9 protein-coding genes are annotated in these 17,836 nt (G+C 34.2%); 8 read left to right on the top strand and 1 reads right to left on the bottom strand.

What is annotated here, in order from left to right:
- Nucleotides 1-112 precede the first annotated feature (112 nt).
- The 5 genes from ACXGSQ_RS08525 to uvrB all read left to right on the top strand — a co-directional run bounded on the left by ACXGSQ_RS08525 (nt 113) and on the right by uvrB (nt 15,804).
- On the top strand, nt 113-5,779 hold the full coding sequence (locus ACXGSQ_RS08525; RefSeq protein WP_458629185.1) for a choice-of-anchor L domain-containing protein: 5,667 nt from the start codon (nt 113-115) through the stop codon (nt 5,777-5,779).
- Nucleotides 5,780-5,862: 83 nt separating this feature from the next.
- Nucleotides 5,863-8,208: a choice-of-anchor L domain-containing protein gene (locus ACXGSQ_RS08520; RefSeq protein WP_458629184.1), complete on the top strand. Its 2,346-nt coding sequence runs from the start codon at nt 5,863-5,865 to the stop codon at nt 8,206-8,208.
- A 412-nt stretch (nt 8,209-8,620) separates the two neighbouring features.
- Nucleotides 8,621-10,924: a T9SS type B sorting domain-containing protein gene (locus tag ACXGSQ_RS08515; RefSeq protein WP_458629183.1), complete on the top strand. Its 2,304-nt coding sequence runs from the start codon at nt 8,621-8,623 to the stop codon at nt 10,922-10,924.
- A 29-nt stretch (nt 10,925-10,953) separates the two neighbouring features.
- The gene (locus tag ACXGSQ_RS08510) at nt 10,954-13,665 is read left to right on the top strand and encodes a T9SS type B sorting domain-containing protein (protein WP_458629182.1); all 2,712 of its coding nucleotides are present in this window, start codon (nt 10,954-10,956) and stop codon (nt 13,663-13,665) included.
- A gap of 135 nt (nt 13,666-13,800) precedes the next feature.
- Entirely contained in the window at nt 13,801-15,804 is a 2,004-nt protein-coding gene (uvrB, locus tag ACXGSQ_RS08505; RefSeq protein ID WP_458629181.1) for an excinuclease ABC subunit UvrB, read from the top strand.
- A gap of 283 nt (nt 15,805-16,087) precedes the next feature.
- Here the strand turns inward: uvrB and ACXGSQ_RS08500 are convergent, their stop codons facing one another.
- Nucleotides 16,088-16,489, bottom strand: a complete 402-nt coding sequence (locus ACXGSQ_RS08500) for a TerB family tellurite resistance protein (RefSeq protein ID WP_458629180.1) — start codon at nt 16,487-16,489, stop codon at nt 16,088-16,090.
- Nucleotides 16,490-16,631: 142 nt separating this feature from the next.
- Here ACXGSQ_RS08500 and ACXGSQ_RS08495 point away from each other — a divergent pair, with 142 nt between their 5' ends.
- The 3 genes from ACXGSQ_RS08495 (at nt 16,632) to ACXGSQ_RS08485 (ending at nt 17,762) form a co-directional block, all read left to right on the top strand.
- Complete coding sequence (locus ACXGSQ_RS08495) at nt 16,632-17,015, top strand: alpha/beta hydrolase-fold protein (protein WP_458629179.1); 384 nt, start codon at nt 16,632-16,634, stop codon at nt 17,013-17,015.
- Nucleotides 16,985-17,431, top strand: a complete 447-nt coding sequence (locus ACXGSQ_RS08490; RefSeq protein ID WP_458629342.1) for an alpha/beta hydrolase — start codon at nt 16,985-16,987, stop codon at nt 17,429-17,431. The genes ACXGSQ_RS08495 and ACXGSQ_RS08490 overlap by 31 nt, the downstream gene beginning before the upstream one ends.
- Before the next feature lie 82 nt (nt 17,432-17,513).
- Nucleotides 17,514-17,762 carry a DUF1456 family protein gene (locus ACXGSQ_RS08485; RefSeq protein WP_458629178.1) on the top strand — a complete coding sequence of 83 codons (249 nt, stop codon included), beginning with the start codon at nt 17,514-17,516 and terminating at the stop codon, nt 17,760-17,762.
- Nucleotides 17,763-17,836: the final 74 nt, after the last annotated feature.

Genomic DNA, 17,836 nt, shown 5'->3' with positions numbered 1-17,836 from the left:
CTTACCCTACAAATCCATAATACAAGGCATTTTTTAGCTACTTTTTATCTCTTAAATAGCTTTGTTAGAAGCTAGACCTATTTAATCTATCTTTTTTTTATAAATCAAAACCGTGAAATTAAATTACATATTTTCTTTCGTTATTACTTTTATTGGATTTTATTGTAGCTATTCTCAGCAAATAACAACAGATGATACTTTACCTTTAGAACAACTTATTCAACAAAATTTAGGTCAAAACTGCGTTGAAATATCTAACATCTCATCTAGTATTAATGGTTCAATAAATGGCTTTAATAGTTATGGTTATTTTGAGCGTTCAGATTCTAATTTCCCTTTTGAAAATGGAATATTACTAACCACTGGAAATGTAAACTCTGCTGGAAATATATTAAACAGTAATCCATTAAATGAAGGTGATGACACTTGGCAAACCGATATCGATTTAGAAAATGCTTTAGGCATAACAAATACTCAAAATGCAACCTCCATACAATTCAACTTTATTTCTGTAGCTAATCAAATTCAATTTAATTACTTATTAGCTTCAGAAGAATACCAACAAGAATTCCCTTGTTTTTATTCGGATGGATTTGCTTTTTTAATTCGAAAAGCAGGATCTTCAGAGCCATATTCAAACATAGCACTAGTTCCTGGCTCATCGACACCCGTAAACACAAGTACGATTCACGACCAAATTGAGGGATTTTGTGCTGCAGAAAATGAAGCTTTTTTTGAAGGTTATAATGTCGGAGATACAAATTACAACGGAAGAACAACAGTATTAACGGCAACCGCAGGAATTCAACCCAATATAGAATATGAAATTAAGCTAATTATTGCAGATCAAACCGATAATAACTTTGACTCAGCCGTTTTTATTGAAGGTAATAGTTTTAATGCTAATGTTGATCTTGGTCCAGATATTATTACATGTGGAGATGCTGTCTTATTAAATGGAGATATCCAAAATCCGCAAGCTTCATATAGCTGGTTTCAAAATGGTACACTTATCGCTGGCGAAAATAATCCAACATTAGAAGCACAATCTTCTGGCACGTATCGTGTTGAAATCACTATACAACTCAACGCCACCTCTTGTGTCATAGAAGACAACGTTGAAGTTACGCTCAACACAGAACAACCTTCAACTCAAATTTCAGATATTATTTATTGTGACGATGAGTCTAATGATGGCATAGAAACTTTTGACCTCTCAATTAAAGACAACGAAGTACTTGCTTCTGTGCCTCCTTCAACTTATAGTATTAGCTACCACTACACAAATGAAGCTGCTCAAAACAGTAGTAATCCTATTCTAGGACCTATTCAAAATACAATGTCACCACAACCTATTTATGTTAGAATTGAAGATACTGTTAATGGATGTTTGGCATTTTCCACTTTCAATTTAGTTGTAAATGAAAAACCAGATTATGAGGATCCAGACCCGATTGTCGTATGTAAAGATCCGACTTTAGATGGTTTTACCTTCGTCGATTTAACTGTTGCTAACGACCAAATTATAAACGGAAATACTAATTTATATGTCTCTTATCATTATTCGGCACCCGAAGCAGATTTAGGTATTAACCCCATTTTCTCTCCATATTCAAATGCTAATATTTCTCAAACCCTTTATGTTAGAATCTACAATGCCCTTACAGGTTGTTTTTCTACAACTACAATTTCTGTCGAATTACAAGACATCCCTAATATTAATTTAGACAATCAATGGATTAATGCGTGTGAGCAAGATGACGATGGTTTTGAAGCTTTTGATTTAACGACCGTTGTTGATGATGTTTTGCAAGGTCTCACAGGTTTAGATGTTAGCTTTCATATCACTAATGACGATGCTTTAAGTAACACGAATCCCATAGCAGATCCGGAAAATTATATAAACACAACTCCAAATTTTCAAATACTCTATATACGCGTTCAAGATCCTATAACAGGATGTAATACCATTATAGAATTAGAACTACATTCTAATATTATTGAAACAACGTTTTCAAACACAACTTTTATTGTTTGTGATGATATATCCAATGACGGTATTGCCAATTTTGATTTGAATGCTGTTGAAATGGACCTCAAAGATGGCTATGATGAATTTGAAGTTTCATTTTATAACACCGCAGATGATCGAACAAACGACAGCAATTTACTAGACAAATCCGTTCCGTTTAATGTTATTAACAATGGCACAATTCTATATGCTACTTTAGCCGATGGAGAATGTACGGGATTTGTAGATATTGCCTTAGAAATTGCACCAGCCGTTGTCTTAACACCTCAAGTTACTGACTATTGTGATGAAGATAGCGATGGTTATACTACATTAATTATGGACACATTTGATAGCATTGCGCGTCAAGGTGTACAAGCCGCAAATGTGAAATATTATCTTACGGAAGAAGATGCAATTAATAATGAAAACATACTTCCAGAATATGTTTATAACACCAGCAATCCTCAATTATTTTACATAAGAGTAACCAATGCACAAACGGAATGTTATGATATTTCTACTCTAGAAGTCCATGTTGTACCTGCACCAATAATTATGTATCCCGAACCTATAATTATTTGCGATGATAATGCCGATGGTATTTATGATGTCAATTTAGAATCGAAAATTCCTGAAATTACAACCTCTACTGCTGGTTACGAAATCACATTTTACACAGACTATACTTCTGCTATTGAAGGTGAAAATGAGATTAGCAATCCTGAAAATTATGCAACGACATCACAATACATTTACGCTAGAGTTGAAAATGAAACTACAGGTTGTTATAGTCTTTCTGGTTTTTATACTTATATAAATACCTTGCCAGAATTTATTCCAATTACAAATTTTGAAAATTGTGAAGCCGATATCACGGGAGTTGCTGATTTTTATTTCTATCTAAAAGATGAAGAAATCCTTAATGGACAACCCGATAAACAGGTGCTTTATTACGAAAGCGAAGCTGATGCCCTTGCTGGGATTAATGGTATTGACAAATATGCAATCTACAACAATACCTCTAGCCCTCAAACTATTTATATTAGAGTAGAAAGCGTTACGGATTCTAATTGCTTTGGTACCTCTTCGTTTGAAATAGAAGTTGGATCTATTCCTATTTTTAATGCCGCGACAAGTATTTTTGTTTGTGATGATATCAGTAATGATGGCTTTATAACAATTGATTTAAATGATAAGATTGCCGAAATGGTCGCTGGTAGTCCAGAAACTTTAGATATTACATTTCATGAATCCGCTTTTGATGCGACTAACAATAATAACCCTGTACCATTAATTTATACAAATTCAACAAACCCACAAGACCTCTACGCTAGAGTTGATAATGGCAATTATTGTATTGGTATTTCAACTTTCGATATCAATGTTATTTCAGCTCCAGTGGTGAATTCCGCAACTCCAATTGCGCGCTGTGATGATAACTACGATGGCATCTTGACTTGGGATTTAACAGTTTCTGAAGTTGAAATACTCGGAGTAAGACAAGATAATATAGAGATTTCTTATTTTGAATCTATTGATGATTTAGAAACTAATACCAACCCGATCCTAGATCCTGAAAACTATAATAATATTAGCAATCCGCAAACCGCATACGTTAAAATCACCAATACACTTAGTCATTGCTTTGTTAATGTTCCACTAGATTTAATTGTGAACCTTCCACCACCGTTTAATGATTTTGAAGTTTATGAAATTTGTGGTAATCCAACAAATAGTTTTGACCTTTCGGAAATTGAATCGGTCTTAATTAATCCAGGAACACAAGCTACTTTATCATATTTTGAAAGCTACAATAATGCGCTAAACAGTATCAATCCATTAGCTTTAAATTATAATTATCAAACGCTAAACGATGTTATTTTTGTTCGTATTGAACATCCAGATACGGGTTGCTTTTTTGTGTATGATTTTATACTTCAAATTAACCCTCCTCCAATTATAAATACCCCAAATGATATTCAGACTTGTGATGACGATTCTAATGATGGCATTTCATCTTTTAATTTAGAATCTCAAACGGATATCATTTTAGGCACACAAACCTCAATTGACTTTACAGTAACTTATCATTTAAATCTTAGTGATGCCGAAGCTGGAGAGAACCCAATTACATCCCCTTTTACAACGTCAAATCAACAGCAAATTAATGTTCGAATTGAGAACAATAACACAGGTTGCTATAGTTTAACAGATTTCACATTAATTGTAAATCCGCATCCAGACATTCCAGAACCACTTTTAGAATGTGACACAAATTATGATGCCATTACACTTTTTGATTTAACAGCAGCTGAAGATGATTTGTTTACAACACCAAATCCGGATACTATCATCTCATATTTTACATCAATAGACGATTTACAAATTGATCATAATCCCATATTAAATCCTGAAAACTATTCTAACATCAGCAATCCACAAACCGTATACATAAAGGTGTTTAATTCGGTAGCCGATTGCTTCACTTATGTACCATTAGAATTAAATGTAAATCTTCCTCCAGCGACTAACTCCTTTGAAATATTTGATATTTGCGAAAATGAAGACAACAGTTTCGATTTAACGACTATAAATGACATTATTGTTGATACAAATTACAATGTGCTCTTTCGTTATTTTACTTCAGAAGCTGACGCCCTTGCCAACCAAAATGCGCTAGACACCACTTATATTTATACAAGTACAACGGATATCATTTTTGCGCGTGTAGAATATAGCACCACACATTGTTTTTATATTTATCCATTTGAATTAAACGTTAACCCACTACCTGTGGCCAATCAACCACAAAATATCATTGCTTGTGATGATGACTATGATGGGTATTTTGAGTTCAATTTAAATCAACAAACAGCAAGTGTTTTAGGCTTTCAAAATCCATCAAACTTTAGCGTGACCTACTTTAATGACACCCTTGAAGCTATAGACGGTTTAAGCCCAATAAACGACGAAGCTTACAATGGATTTAACAATGAAGTTATTACGGCACGTATTGAAAACATGGCAACGGGTTGTTTTGATCTTGTTGAATTTTCATTAATCGTCAATCGGAAACCGTTTGTTAATATCCCAGATCAAGTGGTTTGTATCGATAATTTACCTTTAGTGGTTTCAGCTCATACATTTTATGCCACAGACACCTATGCGTGGTCTACAAATCAAAATAGTCCTGAAATCGAAATCACAGAAATCGGCACCTATTCAGTCACCGTGACTTCCGAAAATGGATGTATCACAACACGTACGTTTAATGTTTCAGCTTCAGAATCAGCAACTATAGAACTTGCAGAAACTGTTGATTTTTCTGATCCCAATAATATTACGATAACCATTACTGGTATTGGAAATTACCTCTACATCTTAGACAATGGAGAACCACAAGAATCTAATGTTTTTCAAAATGTTTCCTTAGGCTACCATACTGTCAGAATTATTGATCTTAACGGTTGTGCCGAAGTCACCAAAGAAGTTGTTGTCGTGGATGCTCCGCCTTTTTTCACGCCCAATGGAGATACACAAAATGACACATGGCATATTATAGGTATAGAAACACTGCCCGGAAGTATTGTTTATATATTTAATCGCTATGGCAAATTAATCAAACAGTTAGGGTCTAGTACACAAGGCTGGGATGGTACTTATAATGGTTACAACATGCCAGCTACGGATTATTGGTTTTTAGCAGAAATAAAACAAGGCAATATCGCTTTTGATGTGAAAGGCCATTTTGCGCTTCGTCGTTAATAAAAACCTATCATCTTTTTTAACATCGTATTACAATTTAGATAATCCATAGAAGTGTATCTTTGCAGTCCCTTAAAATGAAAATGAAGCATATACTACAGGCTATTGTCCTTTTATTTTCTCTATTGAATTATGCTCAAAATATTTCAGTAGACAGTCAAACCTATACTCCACAACAACTTATAGAGAACATTTTAATTGATAGTGATTGCATAAGCAATATCACTGTAACGAATGTGGTAGGCGGTGATTTTGGCGGTGCAGATCAAAGCTATGGTTATTTTGATGCTTCAGGCTCAACATTTCCTTTTGAAAGTGGTATTGTTTTAAGTACGGGAAGGTTAACAAATGTCCCTGGACCAAATGACAACTTAAGTGATGATGATGCGCCGAATTGGATTGGAGATATTGATTTAGAAAATGCTCTAAATGAATCTGCAACAACAAACGCTACCATTTTGGAATTTGAGTTTACCTCAGTTGCCTCACAGGTAAGTTTTAGATATATTTTTGCCTCAGAAGAGTATCAAGAAAATAATTCTAATACTTGTCAATATTCCGATTTATTTGGCTTTTTAATTAAGCCGGCAACCGGACAGCAGCAATATGAAAATATAGCCTTAGTTCCGGACACAGACACTCCTGTTAAAGTTACGACTGTAATGCCAGGTGTCCCAGGTAGTTGTCCCCCAGAAAATGAAACCTATTTTGGTAATTATAATGATAGCACTGCTCCCATTAATTTTAATGGTCAGACTGCTATCTTAACCGCTACAGCAAATGTAGAACCAAATACAACCTACCATGTCAAATTAGTCATTGCTGATGAGCAGAATTACAGATACGATTCTGCCGTTTTTTTAGAGGCTGGCAGTTTTGAACTCTCTTCAGATTTAGGACCAAATTTACTACTTGCTACAAATAATGCACTTTGTGAAGGCGAAACAGTTGAGCTTAATGCATATCAAGATGGTCAGAATACTTACGATTGGTATAAAGATGATGTCTTGATTCAAGGGGCTTCAGGATGTGTAACATGTGATAGTTATACCGTTACAGAACCTGGGGTATACAACGTTGAAGTCACTTTAGCCAATGGATGTATTTCATATGGGGAAGTTCTAATTGAATACGCACCGTTACCTATTGGAGTTGATTCTATTTTAATTGAATGTGATAGTAACCAAGATGGGTTATCAATGTATGATTTATTTGATGCCTCCTTTGATTTAATCAATGGAAATCAAGACATCCTTGTTGATGCCTTTTTCTTGTCCGAATCAGATGCCATTGCAAATATAAACCCCATTACAAATCCTGAAGCATTTCAGAATACGGTTCCTTTTCAAACTGTTTATGCTAGGATTATTAATCAAGCAAATTGTTTTGACATTGTAGAATTAGAATTACAAACGTCAAATAACACGATATATATTCCTAATCTTGAAGCTTGTGATGGCGCGGTTATAGATGGATTTACCGCTTTTGATTTATCTAATATTCAAACCTCTATTCAAAATCAAATTCCGATAGGAGCTGAAGTCCGTTATTACGAAACAGAAGAAGATGCTTTGAACGAATCTAATCAATTATCTGATAGTTTTGAAAACACGATAGCCTATACCCAAATGATTTACGTAAAAATCACAGATAACAACCAGTGCTATGGTATCTCTACAGTAAACCTTAATGTCCTTTATACTCCAGTATTAGAAGCTGATGAAACCGTTTTATATTGTTTAAATGCATTCCCTGAACCACTTACTATATATGGTGGTGTGCTTAATGATTTACCCAACAACTATTATTACGAATGGCTTTTTAATGGTACCACAACTCCCGTCAACACCTTATTTTATGATGTTACAGAGCCAGGTGTTTATACGGTAATTGTTACAGATCCTAATGGCTGTTCTTCTAGTAGAACAATTACAGTATTAGCCTCAGAGTTAGCAATAATAGAAAGTATCAACGTAATTGGTGTAACACCTAATAACACTATAACCATTTCGCTTTCTGGTGAAGGAGATTACGAAATCGCATTGGATGACATCAATGGACCTTACCAAGATCATTTTGTATTTACAAATGTTTCTAAAGGCTTCCATACCATATATATAAGAGATAAAAATGGTTGTGGTACTCAAGAAGAAATCATTTCAGTCTTAGGGTTCCCAAAATTCTTTACTCCAAATGGAGATGACGACAACCCAACATGGCAAGTGATTGGTACTAATGCACAATTTGACCAAATAGCAGCGATTCAGATTTATAATCGTTACGGTAAATTGATGACCCAATTAACGGCTTCAAATCGAAGTTGGAATGGAATGCTCAAAGGAAAACCACTTCCAAGCGATGATTATTGGTTTGTCGCTAATTTTTATGATGGCAAAACTTATACTGGCCATTTTGCATTGCGGAGATAGTTCGTTTTTAGGTCTCATTGTTTTCAATTATACTTTCCCCCTAAAACACAACATTTTAGGTTTATATCGATATGATGATAGACCTATAATGGTTCAAATTATAGATTTATGAGAGCAGCCAATGCTCTAAACTAAAAGATTATCTTCTGTTTTCTTGTATTCAGATAGAAAAAAAAATCTCATATCTAGTGTTTTAAAAACAGAACACAAGAAGTAAAAAAAGACAAAAACAGCTAAATACCTGATTCCCTATTCACTATAATAATAGCTTCACATTTTGAGTTATCACTTAATCTTCTATTTTTGTGATAACTAACTCAACCCTTATTTGAACAAAAATTAGCGTAACTATTACTTAACAAATAAAAGTATTTTATTACATATTTTTGTCAACTATTTTTATCTATACTAAATGAAGAATTATATTTTTTTACTCTTTCCCCTCGTTTTAATTTTTAATGGTTATTTTTTAATTAACAACACAAATTACACAAGCTACAACGCTGAAAGCATAGTTTGCCCGGCACCAATCATAAACACCTTTAATCCATCAAGTGGACCTGTAAACACCGAAATCACACTTAATGGAAGTAATTTCGACACGACAACAACAGTAGATTTTAATGGTCTAACTGCTAGCTTTTCAATACTAAGTGATACCGAAATTTCAATTATTGTCCCTTCTGGAACTCCTGATACGTCTAACATAAGGCTTACGACTTCTGGCGGATGTGACACTACAACCACTGCTAGTTTCACCTTATTAAATTCGGATTGTAATTCTGCCGATGAGATTTATATCTCTGAAGTTTATGATTCTAATGGAGGAAGCTATGGCGTTATAGAACTTTACAACCCAACCAATACGGCTATAAGTCTAAATACAGTTTACGAAGTACAACGTTTTGGAGATATTGGTAATGCCGCGCCAAGTGCCACAATACCACTAGTCGGCACCATAGCACCACTTAGTACTTATATTATTGAAATGGGTAGTACTGGTAATACATGTAGTGGCTTAACCGCTGGGACATCTGTAGCTGCAGGTATTAATGAAGATGACGAAATCAAATTAATTAAAAATGGGGCTATCATTGATGTGATGTACACCGATGATGAAATAGGTTACAGCTTTATTAGAAATGCAGATGCCACCGCACCAAGTACAACATTTAATCTTAACGAATGGTTATTATTAGAGGATGAAGATTGCTCTAACTTAGGATTACATACTGCTGATGCTAGTTCTACTCCAAACATTACACATCCTAACAATCAAGACGTTTGTGAAAACAGTACAACAACCTTTTCAATTGCTGTAAGTTCAGGATCGTATTCTTACCAATGGCGTGTTCTTAACGCTTCAGGAAACTGGCTAAACCTTAGTAACGATAGTAATTATTCTGGTGCTACCACCAACACATTAACAATTACTAATATTCCTGCTAGTTTTAATGGATTACAATATTACTGTATGCTATCATCTACAGGTTGTAACCTTGTTTCAAATGCAGCACAACTTGAGGTTTCAAATCCTGAAGTCGATACGTTGCCAAACCAAACTGTATGTTCTAACTATATCTTACCTGCGTTAACAAACGGAAATTATTATACAGGAACTAACGGCACAGGAACGCAACTTAATGCTGGAGATATTATAACATCGTCTCAAACCATCTATATTTTTAATACATCTGGCACTCCACCTAATACGTGTCAAAACGAATCTAGCTTCACCGTTTCTATTAGTGGTAATCCACTTGTAAGTGTCTTAGCTGATCAAACTGTTTGTTCAGAATATGTGCTACCAAGTATCACTAATGGAAATTATTATACAGCAGCTAACGGAAATGGAACACTTTTAAATGCTGGTGCTATTATTTCAACTTCGCAAACGATTTATATTTATAACGAAGTTGGAGTTGCCCCTAATATTTGTACTAACGAAAGCAGTTTTAATGTAACCGTAACTGGAATTCCAAATGTAGATACACTTTCTGACATTTCTATCTGTTCTGAGTTTATTTTACCGAGCCTTACAGATGGTAACTATTTTACAGGAAACAATGGCACAGGCACACAACTTAGTGCAGGCGCTATTATTTCAACCTCACAAACCATTTATATTTTTAATGAAATTGGTACAACTCCAGATACATGTAATAACGAAAGTAGTTTTGATGTTACAATTTATCCTTCTACAGATTTCTCGCTAACGGATTCAAATATTGAAATCAATGAGGATTCTATAACGATAACCATGTCTGATACATCAATAGCATATGAATACGCTATTGATGGCTCAAGTTTTCAAAGTGAAAATACATTTACAAATATTACAGAAGGTACACACACTTTATACGTACAAGACGCTAACGGCTGTATTACTAAATCCATCAGTTTTGACATTGCAGCTTTAGCAGAAGAATTAATTATACCAAATGGGTTTTCACCTAATAATGATAACAAGAATGAATGGTTTAACATTCAAGGTCTCTATGACGTCTACACCAATCATAAATTAGAAATTTATAACCGCTATGGCACTTTAGTTTTTGAAGGAAACAATACTAAGAAATGGTTCGGAATCGCAAACAAAGGAGCAATGCATACAGATAAAGTACTACCTGTAGGCACTTATTTTTATGTCTTATATTTAAATGAGCCAAATACAAGGTCTAAACCTTATACAGGTTGGGTTTATCTAAATAAATAAAACCCTTTTTAAACGTTTAATTTGAAGCAATGAAGCGCATTAATTTATTAATTCAGTATACCTACGTCTTAAGTTTAATTTTTATAACAAACGCTTATGCCACAGTGGGAAGCGATGTTATAACAGACAACAGCTTTTGTCCTGCTCCAATTATTAATACGTTTACACCTTCGAGTGGACCAGAAAACACATTAATTACAATTAATGGTAGTAATTTTAACGATGCTGCTTCTGTTTCTATTGATGGAATTACTACCACATTCACCATTATAAATAATACTCAAATTACCGCGATTATACCTGCTGGCACAAGCACTACGTCTAGCATTTCTATTATAAGCAATGGTGGCTGTACAGGCACGTCTTCTACAGATTTTACGGTGATAACTTCAGATTGTGATTCTGCCGATATTTATATTTCGGAAATATATGATGCCAACAGTGGTGACTATGCGGTTATAGAGCTTTATAACCCTACAAACGCTCCTGTGGTAATAGACAATATTTATGTCATAGAACGCTATGGTGATGTCGGAAATGCGACACCTAACAATATCTTTAGTGACATTGTAGGGACAATTCCACCATTAAGTACTTTTATCATTCAAATGGGAAGTGGCACCAATTGTTCGCCACTAGATGTGGATTTCAATATCCCTACAGGAATTAATGATAATGATGAATTCAAACTCTTTAAAAACGGAATCCTTATTGATGTTGTAAACTCGCCTGATGAAAGAGGCTATACTGTGATTAGAAATGCGGATGCACCAATACCACAAACAACTTATGATAGTAACGATTGGTCTATTGCATCTAGTGAAAATTGTTCCGATTTAGGATCACATACAGCAGATCCAATTACAAATAACATTCCAGATATTATAGACCCAATTACCCAAACCATTTGTGAGAATGGTACTGTAATCTTTAATACATCTTTAGATAATAGTATATTCCTATACCAGTGGAAAGTTCTTGATGCTTCAGGAAATTGGGCAGATGTCCCAAATGTTAGTCCATATTCTAACTCTCAAACTAGCGCATTAGAGATCACTAATGCCCCTATAAGTTTTAACGGAAATCAATACTACTGTGAAGTCACCTACGATTCTTGTTTGTTAATTACAAATGCTGCTCAACTAAATATCGATAATCCAGCCGTAGATACGCTTTCAGACCAAACTGTATGTTCAAGTTATACGTTACCTGCTCTAACGGATGGCAATTATTTTACAGGCACTAATGGTACAGGAACACAACTTAATGCTGGTGATGTGATTTCAATAGATCAAACCATTTATATTTATAATGAAATAGGTACTGCCCCCAATAATTGTTCAAACGAAAGTAGTTTTGACGTTACGATTACCGGAACTCCAGATGTCGATACCATTGCTAACCAAACAGTCTGTGCTAGTTATACGTTACCGGCACTAACGGATGGCAATTATTTTACAGGCACTAATGGTACAGGAACACAACTTAATGCTGGTGATGTGATTTCAATAGATCAAACCATTTATATTTATAATGAAATAGGTACTGCCCCCAATAATTGTTCAAACGAAAGTAGTTTTGACGTTACGATTACCGGAACTCCAGATGTCGATACCATTGCTAACCAAACAGTCTGTACTAGTTATACGTTACCGGCACTAACGGATGGCAATTATTTTACAGGCACTAATGGTACAGGAACACAACTTAATGCTGGTGATGTGATTTCAATAGATCAAACCATTTATATTTATAATGAAATAGGTACTGCCCCCAATAATTGTTCAAACGAAAGTAGTTTTGACGTTACGGTGAGTGGGACTCCTAATGTGGATACACTTTCGAATCAAACCGAGTGTGGCTCTTATACCTTACCTACTCTTACCAATGGTAATTATTTCACTGGCACCAATGGCACAGGAACTCCACTAAATGCTGGTGATATTATTTCGACTTCACAAACCATCTATATTTATGTCGAAATAGGTACAGCACCAGATACATGTACTAACGAAAGTAGTTTTGATGTTACAATCACAGGGGCTCCCAATGTAGACACCATGGCTAATCAAACGGAATGTTTAGAATACACATTGCCTGCACTAACTAATGGCAACTATTTTACAGGCACCAATGGGACAGGAACGCAATTAAATGCTGGAGATGTCATTACCAATTCACAAACCTTATACATCTACAACGAAATAGGAACAGTCCCAAATACTTGCTCTAATGAAAGTAGTTTTGACATTACTATTAATGAAGCAGTAGATTTTACACTCGATGAATCTAATATTTCAATAAGTAACAGTACACTTATCGTAACGATGTCCGATTTAACTATCGACTATTTATATGCTATAGATTATTCTAGTCAACAGACCTCTAATATTTTTAATGATCTTTCAGAAGGTATTCATACGTTACATGTCACTGATCTTAATGGCTGCATCATTAAATCCCTTTCCTTTGAAATTGAAGTCGACCTATTTATCCCTGTCTTTTTCACACCAAATAATGATAGTGATAATGATTTGTGGACCGTTATTGATAGAAACCGTATAGTAAAAGAAATACTTATATTTAATAGATATGGTAAACTTATTAAGCAATTAATCCCTTCACAATATTCTTGGGATGGCTATTACAATGGTAAAATGTTAGAATCAAATGATTTCTGGTATTTAATTACATTAAAAAATGGAGAAGAACTTAGAGGCCATTTTGCTTTAAAGCATTAAGAGATATAAAGTGTAGTTAATCTAAATATCTATAAAACGGACTTCAGAATTCAAATCTTGAAGTCCGCTTTATTTTAACGCAATTGTAACGCAGTTCACAATTCAACTATAAGCGCTTTATTGTAACTTTGCAATATGCGATTTAAAATTGAATCTGAATTTAAACCTACTGGTGATCAGCCACAAGCTATAAAAAAACTAGCAAAAGGGATTACCGATAACGAAAAGTACCAAACGCTTTTGGGTGTTACTGGTTCTGGTAAAACCTTTACCGTTGCCAATGTTATTGAAGAAGTGCAACGACCAACTTTGGTTTTGGCGCATAACAAAACTTTGGCCGCACAACTCTACTCCGAATTCAAACAGTTTTTTCCTGAGAATGCTGTTGAGTATTTTGTGTCGTACTACGATTATTACCAACCCGAGGCCTATATTCCGGTTTCAGGTGTTTATATAGAGAAAGATTTATCTATCAACGAAGAAATCGAAAAAATGCGTTTAAGCACCACCTCGTCCCTACTATCAGGTCGTCGTGATGTGATTGTGATAGCATCAGTATCTTGTTTATATGGTATTGGAAATCCTGTGGAATTTCAAAAAAATGTCATATCTCTAGAACGAGATCAGGTTATTTCTCGTACTAAATTATTACATCAACTGGTTCAAAGTTTATATTCTAGAACAGAGTCTGAATTCAAAAATGGAAACTTCAGAATAAAAGGTGACACCGTAGACGTGTTTCCTGGTTATGCTGATCATGCCTTCAGAATTCACTTTTTTGGTGATGAAATTGAAGAAATTGAAGCTTTTGATGCTAGATCTAACGAAATCATAGAACGCTATGATCGCCTAAACATTTATCCTGCAAACATGTTTGTGACCTCTCCTGATGTGTTGAATGGTGCCATAAAAGACATACAAGACGATTTAGTAAAACAATACGATTACTTTAAAGATATAGGTAAACATCTTGAAGCCAAACGCCTTAAAGAACGTACGGAATTCGATTTAGAAATGATTCGAGAATTGGGATATTGTTCGGGTATTGAGAACTATTCAAGATATTTAGACGGTAGGTCTCCAGGAACACGACCTTTCTGTTTATTGGATTATTTTCCAGATGATTTTTTAATGGTCATTGATGAAAGTCACGTCACCATTTCACAGGTCCATGCCATGTACGGAGGTGACCGAAGCAGAAAAGTCAACTTAGTTGATTATGGTTTCCGATTACCAGCCGCCATGGATAATAGACCTTTAAAGTTTGAAGAGTTTGAAGCACTTCAAAATCAAGTAATCTATGTTTCTGCGACTCCTGCAGATTACGAAATGCAAAAAACAGATGGAGTTTATGTAGAGCAAGTCATTCGTCCAACAGGATTATTAGATCCTATTATTGAAGTCAGACCAAGTCTAAATCAGATTGATGATTTAATTGAAGAAATTCAAAATCGTGTAGAAAAAGACGAACGGACTTTAGTCACCACGTTGACCAAACGAATGGCGGAAGAATTGACGAAATACCTCACTCGAATTTCGGTACGAACCCGATACATCCATAGTGATGTAGATACTTTGGAACGTGTGGAAATAATGCAAGATTTACGAAAAGGCGTTTTTGATGTTTTGGTAGGTGTGAATTTACTACGTGAAGGTTTAGATTTACCTGAAGTATCACTAGTTGCTATTTTAGATGCTGACAAAGAAGGTTTCTTAAGATCTGCGCGTTCACTAACACAAACTGTTGGTAGAGCCGCAAGAAACCTAAATGGAAAAGCTATAATGTATGCTGATAAAGTTACAAAAAGCATGCAAAAAACTATTGATGAGACTAATTATCGTCGTGAAAAACAAATTGCATACAACACAAAACACAATCTTGTACCTAAAGCTTTAAATAAGAGTTTAGACAGTGCATTAACTAAAAACTCTGTAAGTACTTATCGGACAGAATTAGATGCGCAGATAGCTGCAGAACCAGAAAGCGAATATTTAACAAAAGAAGAACTCGAAAAGAAAATTAGAGAACGACGCAAATTAATGGAACAAGCTGCAAAGGCTTTAGACTTTTTAGAAGCCGCTCGTTTTAGAGATGAAATTACAGCCTATCAGAGTAAGTTAGAGAAGTTAAAGGTGTAAAACAGTGGTCAGTAGTCAGTGGTCAGTAAAAAGTGTGAGGAATGAAACTAAAAAAAATTGACGGAAGATTGGAAGATTTCACATAAAGTTCCGAAGAAGAAAACATTCCGAAACTCAATAACTAAATTTCAAAATTAAAAACTGAGACTAAAACTGAAATTGTTACACAGAGAAGGCACAAAGATTCACAGAGAGATTGTTCTAAAAATTAAGCATATATTTAAATAGGATAGCTTTTTAAAATTACCATTGAGACTGCAAACTGAATACTAGATACTGAAAACTAGTTATACTGCACTTTAAAAATATCAATCAAGAAATCTGGTGGTACAATTTTATTAGGAAAACTATCCATTAAATCTAGAACGCGGTTAATTGATTCATGACTTAATCCCATTCGTAATCCAAAATTGTGAATTTTAACCAATTGTTTTGGTGCCACTTTATGATCGAGATTCATAAGCAATACTAATCGGTGAAATTGAACAATGCGTTCGCTATGTGATTTTAAATGTACATACGTTACAGGATGTTCAAAGAGGTATTTAAAATCTTCTTTTGAAATCTCTAACTGCTTAGCAATACTATATAAAAATTTATATTCAATAGATTTTATATTTTCATCTGTTTGAGCGAATGCAATCATCTCGGAAAGCAAACTCAGTTTTTCAACACGATTAATCATGATTTAATGGGGATTAATTTATAGTGTAAAGTTAAAGAGGTAGTTTATTTTATTGTCGTTGATATAATGTATCTTGTCGAAAAATTAAATGTACTTAGTCGGTTTTTTTAAACTTTTATCACTCTAATTTATCATTTTTACCATGAAATTAAAGTATATATACTTGCTGATTTCAGCATTTTTTTCAACACAAACAACATCTCAAAACACTATACAACAACACATTACAACCTTTTCAATTACATCTCCTCAATTAGATTATGTAAAAAAAATTTGGGTGTATTTACCTACAGATTACGAAAATTCAGATAAATCCTATCCCGTGATTTATATGCACGATGCACAAAATTTATTTGATGCTAAAACAGCTTATGCTGGAGAATGGGAAGTTGATGAGTACATGGACAACCTAACCGAAAATAAAAGTATCATTATTGGAATAGAACACGGAAATGAAAAACGAATAGATGAGCTAACTCCATTTAAAAATCTAAAATACGGGGAGGACAAGGTGATGCTTATTTAAGCTTTATTAAAAACACATTAAAACCACATATCGATGTTGCTTATAGAACTTTAGCAGATGCAAAACACACTACAATTTTCGGGTCTTCATTAGGTGGTTTACTATCGTTTTATGCTGTTTTAAAATACCCTGAAACATTTGGTAAAGCAGGAGTATTTTCACCTTCATTCTGGATAAATCCTGAAATTTTTGATTTCGCTGAAGCTATTGACATACCTGAAACTTCAAAGTTTTATTTCTTAGTTGGCACAGACGAAGGAGAAACGATGCTTCCGAAATTAGAACAGATGCTAAACTTATTAAAAACCAAGGGTCTTAAAGATTCCCAGATTAAAAGTTACACTATAGAAGGCGGTCAACATAACGAAAAATTTTGGTCAGCTCATTTTGGTAACGCCTACCAATGGTTAATTTAAAATGAGGCATCAAATACATAACAATAATCGAATATTAATAACATAGATTCTTATCTTCAACGGATCATAAACAATTTACAAAATGACAAACAACGACATATTCAAAAAACTAAGAGTAGCACATAAGTTAAGAGATGATGATATTGTAAAAATCTTAGAATTGGTAGATTTCAGAATTTCAAAAAGTGAACTGAACGCGATGTTCAGAAATGAAGACCACCCTAAATATATGGAATGTGGTGATCAAATTCTTAGAAATTTCCTTAATGGATTAATTATTCATTTACGAGGCCCAATGCCTAAAAAAGGAGAGTCAAAACAAGCTAAATAAAAAAAGAGCAACAGTAAATGTTGCTCTTTTTATTTTATATCTCACCTGTCTGTTTAAAGAGAACAGGACAATAA

The sequence above is a fragment of the Winogradskyella sp. PC D3.3 genome (assembly GCF_054366245.1).
Note: the sequence above shows the minus strand (reverse complement) of the source record. Positions and strands in the feature narration are given on the sequence as shown.